Consider the following 14,754-nt stretch of genomic DNA (forward strand, 5'->3'; position numbering starts at 1 on the left):
ATTTCATGGATATTCGAAATATAGAGCGGCAGCAAATGAAGTTTTTGTAATGGATGCTGCGCATCTTCACCGGTGTTGTTTGCTGTGACGCGCCCACGTCACAGCAACACCTAGCCGGGATCAGCTCAGGCGATTTCGCGAGACGACGCCCAGCGCGTCAAAATCACCCGGCGCACAAAGGCGATCAAGAAAAACGTCGTGAGGATCAGCACAACGGTGGGCGCCGGCGCGCTATCGAGAAAGAAGCTCAGATAAGCCCCCAACAGCATCGCCGTCATGCAGACCACGACCGAGACCGCGAGCATCCGCCCAAAGCTGCGCACCAACAAGAACGCGGTCGCGCCGGGCGCGATCAGCAGCCCCACCGCCAGGATCAGCCCCGTCGCCGACAGAGTGGCCACGATGGTCAGCGACAGGATGGTCAGCAAACCATAGTGCAGCAGCCCCACCGGCAGGCCCGAGGCGCGGGCCTGCGCGGGATCAAAGGCATGCAGCATCAGGTCTTTCCACTTCAGGAGCAACGCCCCCGCGACCAATACCGAGATCACCCCCGCCGTCCACAGATCCTGCGCCCCGACCCCCAGCATATTGCCAAACAGGATATGATCGAGATGCACATTGGTGTGGAGCGAGACATAGATCACGATGCCCAGCCCAAACATGCCAGAAAACACCACCCCCATGACGGTATCCTGCTTGATGCGGCTGTTTTCCGACAGATACCCCGTCGCCAGCGCCGTCAGCATGCCAGCGGCAAAGGCCCCAAGGATCAGCGGAAAGCCCAGCACATAGGCCAGCACAATCCCCGGCAGCACCGCATGGCTGACCGCATCCCCCATCAAGGCCCAGCCCTTCAGCACCAGAAAACAGGACAAAAGCGCCGTCGGCACCGAGACAATCACCGAGATCCAAAAGGCATTCTGCATGAAGGGGAACTGAAACGGAAAGAGAAGCGCATCCCACATCACATCACCTCCGCACGCAGCGCGTCTGCGGCTTTGCGACGTGCCGCCAACAGCCCGTGTTTGGGCGCAAAAACAAAGGTCACCAGAAAGATCAGCGTTTGCAGCACCACGATGACACCGCCGGTCGCCCCATCCAGGAAATAACTGACATAGGCGCCGAAAAAGCTGGTGAAGGTGCCGATGGCGACCGATGTCACGATCAGCCGTGGGAACCGGTCACAGAGCAAATAGGCCGTCGCCCCCGGCGTCACCACCATGGCGATCACCAAAAACGCTCCCACGGTCTGCATCGCCGCCACGACACAGGCCGAGAGCAAGATAAAAAACACCGCCTTGAGCAAGCCCGGGCGCAATCCGATCGAGCGCGCATGGCTTTCATCAAAGAACACCACCATGAGGTCTTTCCACTTCACCAGCAGGATCGCCAGCGAGACAAAGCCGATGATTGCAAGCTGCAAGGTGTCCTGCGGGGTGATTGCCAGGATATTGCCCATGGTGATGGTCTGGATCGACACCGCCATCGGGTTCACCGAGGCCATGAACAACCCCAGCCCAAAGAACGAGGTGAAGATAATGCCTATGATTACATCGACCTTTAGGCCCGACCGATCCGACAGAAACAGCATCGCGGTCGCCGCCAAGCCGCCCGAGATAAACGCGCCCAGCGCAAAGGGCAGACCAAGAATATAGGCTCCCGCCACCCCCGGCACCACAGAGTGCGAAAGCGCATCCCCAATCAGCGACCAGCCCTTGAGCATCAGATAAGAGGACAGGAACGCGCAGACCCCGCCAACCAGCGCAGACACCCACATCGCATTGGTCATATAGCCATAGGTGAATGGCTCCAGCAGCGTTGTCATTTCTGCTCCTCCGTCACCTTGGTCTGATCGCCGTATTGCACAAAGGGGCGCTCATCATCGGTCAGGATCGACAGCTTTCGCACATCATTGTCGTCATGCAGATCCGCCCCGCCCAGCGTGAAATGGCGCAGCACCCCGCCAAAGGCCTCTTCCAGGTTTTCACGGGTAAAGGTCGTCTCGGTCGGGCCATAGCCAAGCACCGTGCCCTTCACCAAGACCGTCCGATCACAGAATTCCGGCACCGTCCCAAGGTTATGGGTGGAAACCAGCATCACCCGCCCCTCGTCGCGCAATTCCCGCAACAAGGCGATGATCTGCTCCTCGGTTTTCACATCCACGCCGGTGAAGGGCTCATCCAGCAGGATCACCTGCCCGTCCTGAGCCAGCGCCCGCGCCAGAAACACGCGTTTCTTCTGTCCGCCCGAAAGCTCGCCGATCTGGCGCTTGCGAAACTCCAACATGTTCACCCGGCCCAGCGCCGCATCCACCGCGTCGCGATCTGCCTGTCTGGGTCGGCGCAACAGCCCCATATGTCCGTAGCGCCCCATCATCACCACATCCTCGACCAAGACCGGAAAGGACCAATCCACCTCCTCGGATTGCGGCACATAGGCAACAAGGTTTTGTTTCAGCGCCTGTTTGACGCTTTGGCCGAGCAGGCGAATATCGCCCCTGGCCACCGGAACAAAGCCCATGATCGCCTTGAACAGGGTCGATTTCCCGGCCCCATTCACGCCCACCAATGCGGTCACGGTGCCACGGGGGATCTCAAACGAGGCATTGCGCAGCGCAGTATGACCGTTGCGATAGGTCACGGTGACATCCTGCGCGACGATCCCGCCTCCTGCCTCGGTTGCCCGCTGCGGCGTTGCTCTACTCATTTGCATCTCGTCTTTCATGTTGGTCTTTCGGCTAGTCTACAGGCGGCATCAGAAACGAAAAGATCTGCCGAGCGCGTCCGCCCGGCAGATCTTCATATGGTCGCAGGTGCTATTTGGTCGCCCCCAAGAGCCCATTGGCCACGGTCTCCGAGGTGACCCTGAGCAGGTCCAGATAAGACGGCACCGGGCCATCCGGCTCCGAGAGGCTGTCCACATAGAGCACCCCGCCGTAGCTTGCGCCAGTTTCGCGTGCCACCTGCTCTGCCGGGGCGGTGTTGACGGTGCTTTCGCAGAAGACCACCGGGATGTCATTGTCCTGCACCCCGTCGATCACTTTGCGTACCTGCTGTGGTGTGCCCATCTGATCGGCGTTCATCGGCCACAGGTACAGCTCTTTCATGCCGAAATCACGCGCCAGATAACTAAAGGCCCCCTCGCAGGTCACCAGCCAGCGCTGCGCTTCGGGAATGGTCGCTATCTCCTGCCGCAAAGGTTCCAGCGTGGCCCGCAGCTCCGCCTTGTAAGCAGCAGCATTGGTGGCGTAGGTCTCCGCGTTTTCGGGATCGTGTTCAGCAAATGCCTCGACGATATTGTCGATATAGATCAACGCATTGTCGAGCCCCATCCAAGCGTGCGGATTTGGCTTGCCTTCATAGGCGCCGGCAGCGATCGAAATCGGGTCAACCCCATCCGAGAGCGTTGCCGACGGCACGTCACCCAGATTGGCCAGGAATTGTTCGAACCACAGCTCCAGGTTCATCCCGTTCCACAGGATGAGATCCGCATCATGCGCCCGCACGATGTCCTGCGGCGTCGGTTCATAGCCGTGGATTTCCGCCCCGGGCTTGGTGATTGACACCACATCCGCGGCATCGCCAGCCACATGCTGCGCCATGTCGGCCAGCACCGTAAACGTGGTGACAACCTTCATTCGATTGTCATCCGCCGCGGCGGCGCCAGACAGAAGCGTGGTCGCGACAACCGCTCCCAAGACTTGTCTCATCGTCAAAACCATAGAGGATCCTTTCCAAATCGACCGCAATAGTTGCGCGCAAATGCCGATCATCCGAGCACCTGTTGGATCATGCATAGCTTACAGCGCAAATATTGCAACTGCAAATCATTCTCAAATAAGAAAAATGATCAAATTTGAAAGGCGCTCCTTTGACGTCGCACGAATATCACCCTGTGCCATATTACGGTCTTTTGACCTGGCCGAGCGGATGCAGTGCACCCCCATAGCCCCGGCGCCTCTCTTATCGGATCCACGCCAACAGCACGCCAACAGTAAGAGACTTGAATTGCCCTCAGCCACATCGGAGCATCGCAGAGGATGGAAGCCGCCAACGCCGGCCTGCGCCTCCATCCCTCGCGCGGGTCAGAAATCCATCCATTTGTCGTTGGCGAGACGTTTCTCCGGCGCCGCATCCTGCACATCAGCCCCCTGCCCCTGCGCATCGGGCGTGGCAACTGCCTCTATGGCGGGAAGATGCCCATCCGCTGTCTGCTCCAGCAAAAGCTGCGCAGCTTCGGCCGGGCGCACGCTGCTGTCAGCCTCTAGCGTTCTGAAACGGCCGACATATTGCATCAGCCGCTCCGCATCGGAGCGCAGCATATGCGCCGCGGCTGTATTCTCCTCGACCATGGCCGCGTTGTTCTGGGTCACCTGATCCAATTGCGACATGCCCATGTTTATTTCGCTCAAAGCGACCGACTGTTCTCGCGACGACTGCGAGATCTGCTTTACCAGATCGGAGATATGCTTCACCTGATCCACGATCAACGTCAGGGCGTCCCCGGTGCGCCCCACCATCTCGACGCCCCGCCCAACTTGCTGGCCGCTCTTTTCAATCAAGGCTTTAATCTCCAACGCCGCGCCGGAGGATCGCTGGGCCAAACCCCGGACCTCCGATGCCACCACCGCAAAACCACGTCCAGCCTCGCCCGCCCGTGCAGCCTCGACCCCGGCGTTGAGCGCCAGAAGGTTGGTCTGGAATGCGATGTCGTCGATCACCGAAATGATCTGACTGATCTGCTCCGAGGATTGCTCGATCTCCGTCATCGCCTTGACGGTTTCCTCGACCACCTCACCACTATCTTCGGCTTTGCTGCGCGCGGTTTCAACGGTGCTTTCGACGCTTTGAACATGTTCGTTGGCCGATCTCACACTTGCTGTAACCTGCTCCAGCGCAGCGGCGGTTTGTTCGAGCGTCGCAGCCTGACTCTCGGTGCGAGAGGACATATCATCGGCGGAATTGCTGATTTCCGATGCGGAGCGGTTGATGTTGTCGGCCGTTTCCCGCACCGACAACACGACGCCGTTCAAGCTCACCATCGCATCATTGATACTATACCGCAGCTTCTCGTGCTCTTCCGGGAATTTCTGGTTCACGTGATTGCGGAAATCGCCCTGCGCCAGGTTCGTCAATGCGCCGCTCAGCGCTTGTACGACCATCGCATTGTTTTCCTGCACAACCTTCTCCCGCGCCTGCGCCGCCGCGCCAGACCGCAGCCGGTCTTGCAGCTGCACCAATGTCCGCGCGATAAAGCCCACCTCATCCGCCTGGCTTTGACCCGCAATCTTGCGGTCATAGTTCTCCTTTGACAGCTCCTTGATCTCTGTCGCCAACCCCTGGACCCGCCGCGAGATTCCACGCGCTGCAAACCAGCTCAAGGCGCAGAGCAACACCGCGGTGACGACCAATTCGATAAAGGTCATGATTTTGGCCTCATTTGAAAAGGCCATGGCCTCGGCGCGATCAATCTCGAACACCACGCCCCACCTGTCGCCCGACGGCGTGGCGACGGTATCGGTCATCGCCACGACAGTTTCGCCAGAGACCCCGCGCACCGATTTGAAGTATTGCCGATTTCCAGCCAGCGCCGCCTGTATCTGCGTCAGATCAGGGAGCGTATCGAGCGTCGCAAAGCGCCCCTCAATCCGGGAATCATTCAAAACCTGGCCCGAGGCGTCAACGAGATAGAGTTCGCCACTCTCCCCCAGGAGTTGTGCATCCGAAAGAATGCTCCGCAAGATACTCAGGGGAACCTGCACCGCGACCACACCTGCGCGGACGCCATTGTCAAACACCGGCGCCGCCATGAACATCGCGGGCGCACCCGAACTTGGGGCGTATGGTGCGATATTCGTCATGTGGAATTCGCCGGGCTTTAATTCGCTTGCGGCCCGAAATGCCTCTCCTAGGCCCGAAGAAGCATACTTGCCCTGCATGAAATCAAGGCCGAAATCATCTTCTTTGTAAACGGAGTAAATCAGGTGCCCATCGGTATCAAACAGAAAGAGATCATAATAGCCGCGCGACCGCTGATACGCCCGCAAACCCGCATGGTGTCGGATATGCGCCTGGGTCCAGACTGACCCATCACCCGCATCCAAGAGCTCATCCTTCTGGCCCGCGGGATGGGGATTTTCCGAAATATAAAGCGCCCGGGGATCCATACTGCCGTCACCTTCGACGATGTGCCAGGCGTCATGAAGTTCCCTTAGCGCGCTCTGCGTTGCGTAACTTACTGATAAAGAAACAACATCTTTCTGAATCCCTTCCAGCCAACGCCCCACAGACGCGCTGCGATCATGCAGGAAACTGGAATAGGAGGCCCGGTGATCCTTTTCCATCGTTTCGGTGTTCTGCCGTATATTCAAAAGCCCCGCTGCCACCACGAGCGCAACTGTTGGCACAGCGATAACCAGAGATAATTTCCAGGCCAGCTTCAACTTTTTAAAATGGAGCATTCGAAAACCTCATAAATCGCTCACCGGACAGGCCAAGCCTGCGAAACTACGCGATCCAGATTGACGTTTTCGAGTTTACCATTGGTGAATAAAAAACGATCACTTGCCCATTTTATAGGCAGCGGCGCAAATACGTCAGAAAAGCGACGTGGCAAGGGCTGGACCGGTAACACATCGGTCACAGCCCCGGCATCAAGCGCCTAATTCTGCCCCTTGCCGATCACGACCAGAGCCGCAGAGAGGACAGCTTTCCTCTCTGTGGAATCACGCCCGGCAAAAGCGTCAGACGTTTCGCCCAGACGCGGCGCGCACAACTCAGGAGTGCATATCAGGGCAGCAAGGAGAGCCGTTTCAGAAACAGTGCCTTGACCGCCTCGGCATCGACGTCCATCGCGACAAGGGTATCGCCGCGCGCGTCCGTAGCCACCTGCGTCTTGCCGGATGTGTCTGCTTCGGTTGATACGGTGACGGGCACCGCACGGGTCTGGAACAGATCGGCATGGGTGCAGGCAATCACCGCCGCAGGATCATGCAGGGAGCAGCCGTTGAGGTTGGCAACCTCCTGATAGAACTTGATATAAAAGCGGCTCATGTCCTTCAGCATCCCGCCGAGCTCGGGTGAGCGGTCCCGGATACCATCGAAATCCTCGGGCGTGCAGAGGATTTTCAGCGTTACATCCAGTCCCACCATGGTCACCTTGCCCTGCGACGCGGCAAAGACCACCTCGGCGGCATGAGGATCGTGATAGATATTGGCCTCTGCATGCGGGGTGATATTCCCCCCGGCCTCCAGTGAGCCGCCCATGATGACGATCGCCTTGCAATTGCTGACGAATTCCGGGTCACGCTGTACCGCCAGCGCAATATTTGTCAGGGGCCCAACAGGGCAGAGCACCAGCTCTCCGCGATGTTCCCGCGCCATGCGGATCAGAAAATCTGCCGCATCTTCCTCAACCGGTTTGCCTTTGGGTTCTGCTGCGGGGATATCGCCGAAACCCTCGTCGCCGTGGACATGGGTCGAGGGTGAAAAGGGCGGCAGCACCAGCGGCTTCTCGGCGCCATGCGCCACCGGCAGGTCAAGGTCAGCGGCTTCCAGCAGGCGCAGCGCATTGCGGGTGGCCATCTTGGTGGTCACATTGCCAAAGATCGTAGTCAGGCCCAAAAGCTCGATATCCGGCGCGGCTGCGGCATAGAAAATCGCCATTGCATCGTCGATGCCGGGATCCGTGTCGATGATCAATTTGGTCATGGGAACTGTTCTCCGCTCTTCATCTGCTCTTGCCATCCGCGCGATCCTGCCAGACATGGCCGGACCTTCTGCGGCGGGCCTGATGGGTCTGGAAATCGCCGCAGTCTCTCATTTACGCGGGCGGAGCATGAAATGCCAAGGGGCTTTGCGCTGCGCGCCCCAAGGTCACGGAAGAGAGCAGCCACCCCGAACAACGCCGGGGTGGCTGGCTGGTCTTACTTGGTCAGGTCCGTCCAAATGCGGGCGTAAAGATCCTGCACTTTGGGCGGGCAGGTCCGCTGGAAGTGCGCCTCTGGCTCAAACTCGGCCGGAATGGTCATCTCCGGGGCGGCCAGGAGCTTCTCGCTCATGAAGGCCTCGCTGCCCATGATCGCGTTGGGATAGCCGGTGTAGTCAGAAACGATCGCGGCGTTTTCCGGATCCATGAGGAAGTTCAGGAACAGCTTTGCATTCTCGACGTTGTGGGCATCCGCCAGGATCGCGACGTTGTCCTGCCATTTCGGGAACCCCTCTTTGGGATAGCCATAGGCAAAGCCGCTGTTGGCTTCCCGGATGCGCATCGACGCGCCACTCCAGAAGACCGAAGCTTGCAGATCCTCGTTGACGAATTTCTCAAAGCTGGCGTAGTCGATCGAGGCCCAATAGGGCTTTGCCGCGACCAGCTTGTCGCGGGCCGCCTTCAGCACTTCCTTGTCGGTGGTGCAGCTTTCGCCACCAACCGAATAGATCGCAAGGTCGATCACGTCCGACATTGCCGGCACGACGTTGATCTTGCCCTTGAGCTCTTCTGGCGGGTTCAGGAAGATATCGGAGGTGTTGATATCACCGCTATAGACGTCGGTGTTGACCATCACGCCGGTGGTGCCCCAGACGTAAGGAATGGTGTAGGAGCGACCCTCGTCCCAGAACACATCGACCCAGGCAGGATCGACATTCTTGAAGTTCTCCATCGTGTTGGGGTCGCTCTTCAGATACAGACCCTTGTCGATGTAGATCGGAACCACTGCGGCCGAAGACACCACGATATCAAACCCGTGACCACCGGCGTCGATCTTGGCGATGGCGGTTTCGTTGCTGTCATATTCGGTCAGCGTCACGTCCACGTCATAGGTCTTTTCGAATTTCTCAATCAGATCCGGCGGCGTGTAGAGGCCAAAGTTGTAGATGTTCAGCGTTCCCTCGGCCAGCGCAGGCAGCGCCGAAACCGCGATGATCGCCGTGGTTAACCCGAGCTTGATCTTCATGTTGTTCTCCTCTGTCGGTTCACGTTTTTTTTCTGGTTAGCAGCCACGCCCCGACCACGATCAACACGCTGATCAGCAGAAGAAGCGAGGAAATGGCGTAGATTTCCGAAGTTAGGTTCCGGCGGAGCTGACCCATCAGATAGGTTGGCAGCGTGTCTTGGCCGGGCGCCTTCAGGAAATCAGAGATCACCACATCATCAAGAGACACAACAAAAGCCAGGGCGAAGCCGGCCAGGATCCCGGGCGCCAAGAGCGGCAAGGTCACCTTGCGGAAGGTATAGAACCGTCCGGCATAGAGGTCGGCGGCTGCGGTCTCCAACGTCAGATCCATGCCTTCGAGGCGAGCCCGGATCGGCATATAGGCAAACGGAATACAAAAGGCGCTGTGGGCAATAATCAGATACCCCAGACCGTTGTAGCCGGTGAACTGCCGCACCTGCGCAAGAATGATCACAAGCGCAATGGCCAAAACGATTTCAGGCACCATCAGGGGCTCGTTCAACACAAGGTGGATTGTCCCCTCCCCCTTGAACCCGCGTGTCCGGGTGGTGGCCAGCGCGGCCATCGTTGCGGTGGTGGTCGCGACCAACGCCGCACAGCTGGCCAAGATCAGCGAGGTGATACCGGCAGATATGAAAGCATCGTTTTGCAGCGCAGCCGCGTACCAGCGCAGCGACACCCCATCCCAATCCCCGATCACCTTGCCAGAGTTGAAGGAGTTGGCCACCAGAATGACCATCGGGATATAGAGGATCACGAAACAGGTGATCGCCAGAGTGGCGGCCGCGGGAAGCCGGCGAACATCAAAGCGTTTATCAGTCACGGCGAGACCCTCCTCCGGTCAGGCGGCTGTACCAGATCAGCGCCACCAGAACCAATGCCGTCAGCGTTAGGGAAAGCGCCGCGCCCAGCGGCCAGTTGCGGCCCTGACCGAATTGCATTTCGATCAGATTGCCCAGCATCATCGACTTGCCGCCGCCCATGATGCGCGGCGTGACATAGGCACCGAGCGAGGGAATGAAGACCAGGATAGACCCGGCAATGACCCCTGGCCGAACCATCGGCAGGATCACACGGCGCAGGCAGTAGAGCCGCGAGGCATAGAGATCATATCCAGCCTCGGCGAGGCGGAAATCAAACCGCTCGATCGCCGAATAAACCGGCAAGACCATCAGCGGCAGGAAGACATAGGCCATGCCCACCAGCAGCGCAAAGTTGGTGAACATCATCTGGATCGGCTCATCAATCAGCCCCAACCCCAGCATGATCCGGTTAAAGACCCCGTCCGAGCGGATCATCTCCTGCACCGCAATGGTGCGCACCAGAAGGTTGGTCCAGAACGGAATGGTGATCAACAGCAGCCAAAATGCCCTTTGCTTTTGGGGACGGGTGGCGATGAACCAGGCGGTCGGCACCCCCAGGAACAGCGTGATCACGGTTGTGGCAAGCGAGAGCACCACCGAACGGGTCAGGATGGTCAGATGCGCGTCCGACAGGCTGACGGTGTCGTCAAAGATATCGCGCTCAAACAGGACCGAAAACCATCCCTCAAAGGACAGTTTCCAATGCACCCCGCCAAAATCACCGGGGGACAAGAAGGAATAGACCACCACCACCAGCAGCGGCAGGATCGAAAACAGGGTGATAATGGCCAGAGCCGGCGACGCCAGCGCCCAGCGGCGGCGCGTATCGGCGACTCGGGCGTGATCTTCTGAGGACCGTCCCATCTTATGCGGCCTCTTGCGGCAAGAGCCGGAGCGCGCCACCGGGCAGGGAAACGGGGATCGTCTCGCCTTCGCGGCAGGCGGCGTCGCTTTGATCGGCATTCTGCACCCTTGCAACCAGCGTGTTGCCATTGGCCAGCGCCATATGCACATGGGTGTCGGTGCCAAAATAGACCAGCTGCTCCACCTTTGCCTGAAGCACAAGCGCGCCGGGCTGCGCCGCACCCAGCACCACCCGCTCGGGCCGGACCATCACGGTGACAGGCCCATCGTCATGGGCCGCCGGCACAGGCGCTTCGGCTTCGGGCAGGATCAGCTGACCGCCCTCACAACGCCCATCCAGGAAATTGGTCTCGCCGATAAAGCCGGCGACAAAGCGGTTGGCGGGTTGGTCATAAAGATCGCGCGGCTCGGCGATTTGCTGGAAGCGCCCGCCGCTCATGACCGCGATGCGGTCAGACATGGTCAGGGCTTCTTCTTGATCATGGGTCACAAAAATAAAGGTCAGGCCGGTTTCCCGCTGTAGCCGCTTCAGCTCGACCTGCATTTCCTTGCGCAGCTTCATGTCCAGCGCCGACAGCGGTTCATCCAGCAACAGGATGCGCGGCTTGGGTGCCAGGGCCCGTGCCAACGCGACCCGTTGCTGCTGACCACCCGACAGTTCGCCGCTCTTGCGATGAGCGAGGTGGCCCAGCTGGACAAGATCCAGCATGCGCCCCACCGTTTCGTCGATTTCCGCCTGACGCTTGCCCAGCGCGCCGAGCGCAAAGCCGACGTTTTCCGCTACGGTCATATGCGGAAACAATGCGTAGTTCTGGAAAACCGTGTTCACCGGGCGGCGATTGGGCGGCGTATGGGCGATATCCTGACCGTCCAGCACAAGCGCGCCACCGCTGGGCGGCTCGAATCCCGCGATCATGCGCAGAAGCGTGGTCTTGCCGCAGCCGGAGGGACCAAGCAACGTAAAGAACTCCCCCTCCTTGATCGAAAAACTCACCTCATGCAGCGCGGTTACGGCGCTCTCACCTCTGCCAAAGCGTTTGCTCAGGTTGCGAATGTCAAGCATTGGAAATCCTCTTCGTCGCCACCACAACTATTGACATAAATTTTTTAGTCAATAAAAACTTTTACACAACCATAAAAATCAGGTGCCCAAATGCCCGCCGTTAACAGCCTGCCCGCTGCAGGCCTGCGAGATCGCAAAAAAGCTAAGCGGCGAGATGAAATTATCAGCGTCGCCAAGAAGCTGTTCGCCCAGCAAGGAATCGATGCCACCACGATGGCTGACATTGCCGCCGGGGCCGAAGTTTCTCCGCCCACCGTGTTCAATTACTTCGGCTCCAAGGATGGCCTGCTGATCGCGATGATCGCCGAAGGCACCGCCGAGGCGCGCGAGAACGACCGCGCGCTGCATTGGCGCGACGGCACCGACCTGACCACGCTGATCATCACATTGTTTCGACGCATTTCCAGCCGAACGCTGGAGATCGCCAGCAAACGGGTCTGGCGCTACGCAGAAGCGGCCATGATCCGCCAGCCGAACACCAAGCTCGCCGAGGAATACAAGGATGTCTCCCATGCGGTGGTTCTTGTCATCGCCGATTTCTTTGCCGAGCTTGACCTGACCCTCCGCTCGGGCAGCAGCTGCACGGCGATGTATCTGGCCGAGATGTACCACGACCTCTGGATGCCCTGCTTCATCCAACTCATCACCCACGACGAGCAGACCCTTGAGCAACACGACGCCATCCTGCGGGAGCGCTTCGCTCCCCTGGTGGAGCTCATGTTCACAGATGACTGCATCGACACACCCCGCCGCAAGGATCCGTCCAAATGACCGCTGACCTAATCATTCTGAACGCAAGCGTCCTGACCATGGACGACAGCACCCCGCGCGCCGAAGCCGTTGCAGTGCATGGCAACCGCATCCTGGCAGCAGGCGACGCCGAGAGCCTCCGCGCGCTGGCTGGCCCCGACACCCGCATCATCGACGCACATGGCGGCACGCTGATGCCCGGTTTTGTCGAATCGCACCTGCATCTCTTTTCCGGCGCCTATGGCCGGACCCTGTTGCAGCTTGCCGATATAAAGGGCGCAGACGCGATGACAGAGGCCGTTCGCGCCTTTGCCGCCGCAAAGCCGGATGAAGGACTGCTGTTCGCCCAGGGTGCCGACTACGAGATCCTCGGAGCAGGCACCCGACTTGACCGCCATGCGCTGGATGCAATGTGCCCGGATCGGCCGCTGGCGGTGATGGCCTATGATTTTCACACGCTTTTTGCGAACACCGCCGCCCTGCGCGCGGCCGACCTGCTGCATGGGCGCGACCTGCCAACCGGCAACGAGGTGGTGATGGGCTCCGACGGGCTTGCCACCGGTGAATTGCGGGAGAAATTCGCACTGCTTCCGGTCCTGGACCTGCGCACCAGCGGCGGGCGCGAGATGCTGGGCATGTCGGGCATCGAACCGGAAACCCCGCCCACCCAAACCGAATGGGACGAGGATGTCGCAGTACTGACCGACGGGCTGCGCTTTATTGCCTCAAAGGGCATCACCTCGGTTCACAACATGGACGGCAATCGCCACCTGCTGGAGCTCTTGCGCACGGTCGAGGACAACGGCGACCTGATTGCCCGCGTTTCCGTGCCCTTCCACTATACCGGCGAGATGCAGCTGTCCGAACTGGATCGCGCCAGCGCCATGGCCGAGGATTTCACCGGTGACTGGCTGACCAGCAACCGCGTCAAGATCTTCATCGACGGGGTCATCGAAAGCGGCACCGCGTCTATGCTGGACGATTACGCCGACAAGCCTGGCCTGCGTGGCGAGCCGATCTTTGACGCGGCGACATTCGCAGAGGCCGCGATCGAAGTGGACAAGCGCGGCATGCAGATCACCGTGCACGCCATCGGCGACGCCGCCGTTCGGATCGCCCTGGATGGCTACGAGGCCGCTCGCCGCGCAAATGGGCCCCGCGACAGCCGCCATCGCATCGAACATATCGAAATGATCGACCCGACCGACATCCCGCGCCTTGCCGAACTGGGGGCTATTGCCTCGGTCCAGCCGCTTCATGCGCCGACCGAGGACAATCCGACCGCTCGCAGCATCGGCGCCGAGCGCGCACCCTACGCCTATGCCTGGCGCGCCTTGCATGACGCTGGCGCCACCGTCGCCTTCTCCTCCGATTGGCCGATTGTGCCAGTCGATCCCTTGCTGGGAATCCAGACCGCGCTGACCCGCAAGCCATTCCTGCCCGGGCTGCCGGACCATCGGCTTGGACTGACTGACGTCCTGAAAGCCTTCACCACCAATGGCGCCTATGCCGGCTTCATGGAAAAGCAGACCGGTCAGATCGTTCCGGGGATGCTCGCCGATCTGGTCCTGCTGTCGGGCAACATCGAAAACACCGACCCCGAGCGGATCGCAGAGATGGATATCGTGATGACCATCTGCGGCGGGCGGATCACCCATGAAGCGTGAGGCCAGCGAAATGGACATCTCAACCCTTGGCGCCAACCGCAGCCTCGGCCAGCCCGCCCTGCGCAAGGCCTGCGTCATCCGCGCAGACCTTGGCGAGGCCGTGGAATTCGCAACCACCCATGGCACCACCCGCGCCATGTTCCCGATCACCGGCGGCATGGCAGAGGGCATTGGCTGGCGCGCGCGCATCCTGCCCGGCGGGGCCGACTTTGCGCTCGGCCTGCCCGATGGCTCCTACGCCATCGAGGCGCGCTATTGCATGGAGCTGACCGACGGCACCCCGATCATGGTCACCAATGCCGGCAGGATGACCCCGCAACCCGATGGCAGTTTCCTTGGCCGCACCCGCGCAACGCTGGAAGTTCCCGAAGGGCCGCACAGCGCCCTGGGCGCGGCGGTCTATTTCGGCACCGCCCTGGCCGAGCCCGGCGACGAGGACCACGTCTATATCGAGCTATGGGAAGCGCCGATCTGATCGCGCGCCGCAGGCACGCCCCTGCGCCTTTTGCCTTCCGCAACGCGACTGGCCGGAACACCGGTTGAGCGGCCCCCTTGGGGCCGCAATCGCGTCGTGACACGGGTACGCCGGACCAA

The 14,754-nt window shown here is 60.0% G+C and carries 13 protein-coding genes; 3 read left to right on the top strand and 10 right to left on the bottom strand.

What is annotated here, in order from left to right; translation table 11 throughout:
• Nucleotides 1–125: 125 nt before the first annotated feature.
• From HCZ87_RS04325 to HCZ87_RS04370, 10 genes are all read right to left on the bottom strand, one after another.
• Nucleotides 126–965: a metal ABC transporter permease gene (locus tag HCZ87_RS04325; RefSeq protein WP_167642542.1), complete on the bottom strand. Its 840-nt coding sequence runs from the start codon at nt 963–965 to the stop codon at nt 126–128.
• Complete coding sequence (locus tag HCZ87_RS04330) at nt 965–1,825, bottom strand: metal ABC transporter permease (protein WP_167642543.1); 861 nt, start codon at nt 1,823–1,825, stop codon at nt 965–967. Before HCZ87_RS04330 ends, HCZ87_RS04325 begins: the two co-directional genes overlap by 1 nt.
• Entirely contained in the window at nt 1,822–2,706 is an 885-nt protein-coding gene (locus tag HCZ87_RS04335; RefSeq protein WP_167642544.1) for a manganese/iron ABC transporter ATP-binding protein, read from the bottom strand. The genes HCZ87_RS04330 and HCZ87_RS04335 overlap by 4 nt, the downstream gene beginning before the upstream one ends.
• A 109-nt stretch (nt 2,707–2,815) precedes the next feature.
• Nucleotides 2,816–3,709, bottom strand: a complete 894-nt coding sequence (locus tag HCZ87_RS04340; RefSeq protein ID WP_368484081.1) for a metal ABC transporter substrate-binding protein — start codon at nt 3,707–3,709, stop codon at nt 2,816–2,818.
• Nucleotides 3,710–4,084: 375 nt separating this feature from the next.
• Nucleotides 4,085–6,460: a methyl-accepting chemotaxis protein gene (locus HCZ87_RS04345; RefSeq protein WP_167642546.1), complete on the bottom strand. Its 2,376-nt coding sequence runs from the start codon at nt 6,458–6,460 to the stop codon at nt 4,085–4,087.
• 328 nt (nt 6,461–6,788) lie between these two features.
• Nucleotides 6,789–7,709, bottom strand: a complete 921-nt coding sequence (locus HCZ87_RS04350; protein ID WP_167642547.1) for a nucleoside hydrolase — start codon at nt 7,707–7,709, stop codon at nt 6,789–6,791.
• Nucleotides 7,710–7,924: 215 nt separating this feature from the next.
• Complete coding sequence (locus HCZ87_RS04355) at nt 7,925–8,953, bottom strand: extracellular solute-binding protein (RefSeq protein ID WP_167642548.1); 1,029 nt, start codon at nt 8,951–8,953, stop codon at nt 7,925–7,927.
• Between the two features lie 19 nt (nt 8,954–8,972).
• Nucleotides 8,973–9,776: an ABC transporter permease gene (locus HCZ87_RS04360; protein ID WP_167642549.1), complete on the bottom strand. Its 804-nt coding sequence runs from the start codon at nt 9,774–9,776 to the stop codon at nt 8,973–8,975.
• Nucleotides 9,769–10,680: an ABC transporter permease gene (locus HCZ87_RS04365; RefSeq protein ID WP_167642550.1), complete on the bottom strand. Its 912-nt coding sequence runs from the start codon at nt 10,678–10,680 to the stop codon at nt 9,769–9,771. The genes HCZ87_RS04360 and HCZ87_RS04365 overlap by 8 nt, the downstream gene beginning before the upstream one ends.
• A gap of 1 nt (nt 10,681) precedes the next feature.
• On the bottom strand, nt 10,682–11,743 hold the full coding sequence (locus HCZ87_RS04370; RefSeq protein ID WP_167642551.1) for an ABC transporter ATP-binding protein: 1,062 nt from the start codon (nt 11,741–11,743) through the stop codon (nt 10,682–10,684).
• Nucleotides 11,744–11,833: 90 nt separating this feature from the next.
• Between HCZ87_RS04370 and HCZ87_RS04375 the strand changes: the two genes are divergently transcribed.
• Genes HCZ87_RS04375 through HCZ87_RS04385 form a run of 3 tightly spaced genes read left to right on the top strand, consistent with a single transcriptional unit; the run spans nt 11,834 to nt 14,635 of the window.
• On the top strand, nt 11,834–12,514 hold the full coding sequence (locus tag HCZ87_RS04375; RefSeq protein ID WP_167642552.1) for a TetR/AcrR family transcriptional regulator: 681 nt from the start codon (nt 11,834–11,836) through the stop codon (nt 12,512–12,514).
• On the top strand, nt 12,511–14,160 hold the full coding sequence (locus tag HCZ87_RS04380) for an amidohydrolase (RefSeq protein ID WP_167642553.1): 1,650 nt from the start codon (nt 12,511–12,513) through the stop codon (nt 14,158–14,160). The genes HCZ87_RS04375 and HCZ87_RS04380 overlap by 4 nt, the downstream gene beginning before the upstream one ends.
• A gap of 10 nt (nt 14,161–14,170) precedes the next feature.
• Entirely contained in the window at nt 14,171–14,635 is a 465-nt protein-coding gene (locus HCZ87_RS04385) for a DUF3237 family protein (protein ID WP_167642554.1), read from the top strand.
• Nucleotides 14,636–14,754 lie beyond the last annotated feature (119 nt).

It is taken from the genome of Phaeobacter sp. HF9A, assembly GCF_011806385.1.
GTDB lineage: Bacteria > Pseudomonadota > Alphaproteobacteria > Rhodobacterales > Rhodobacteraceae > Epibacterium.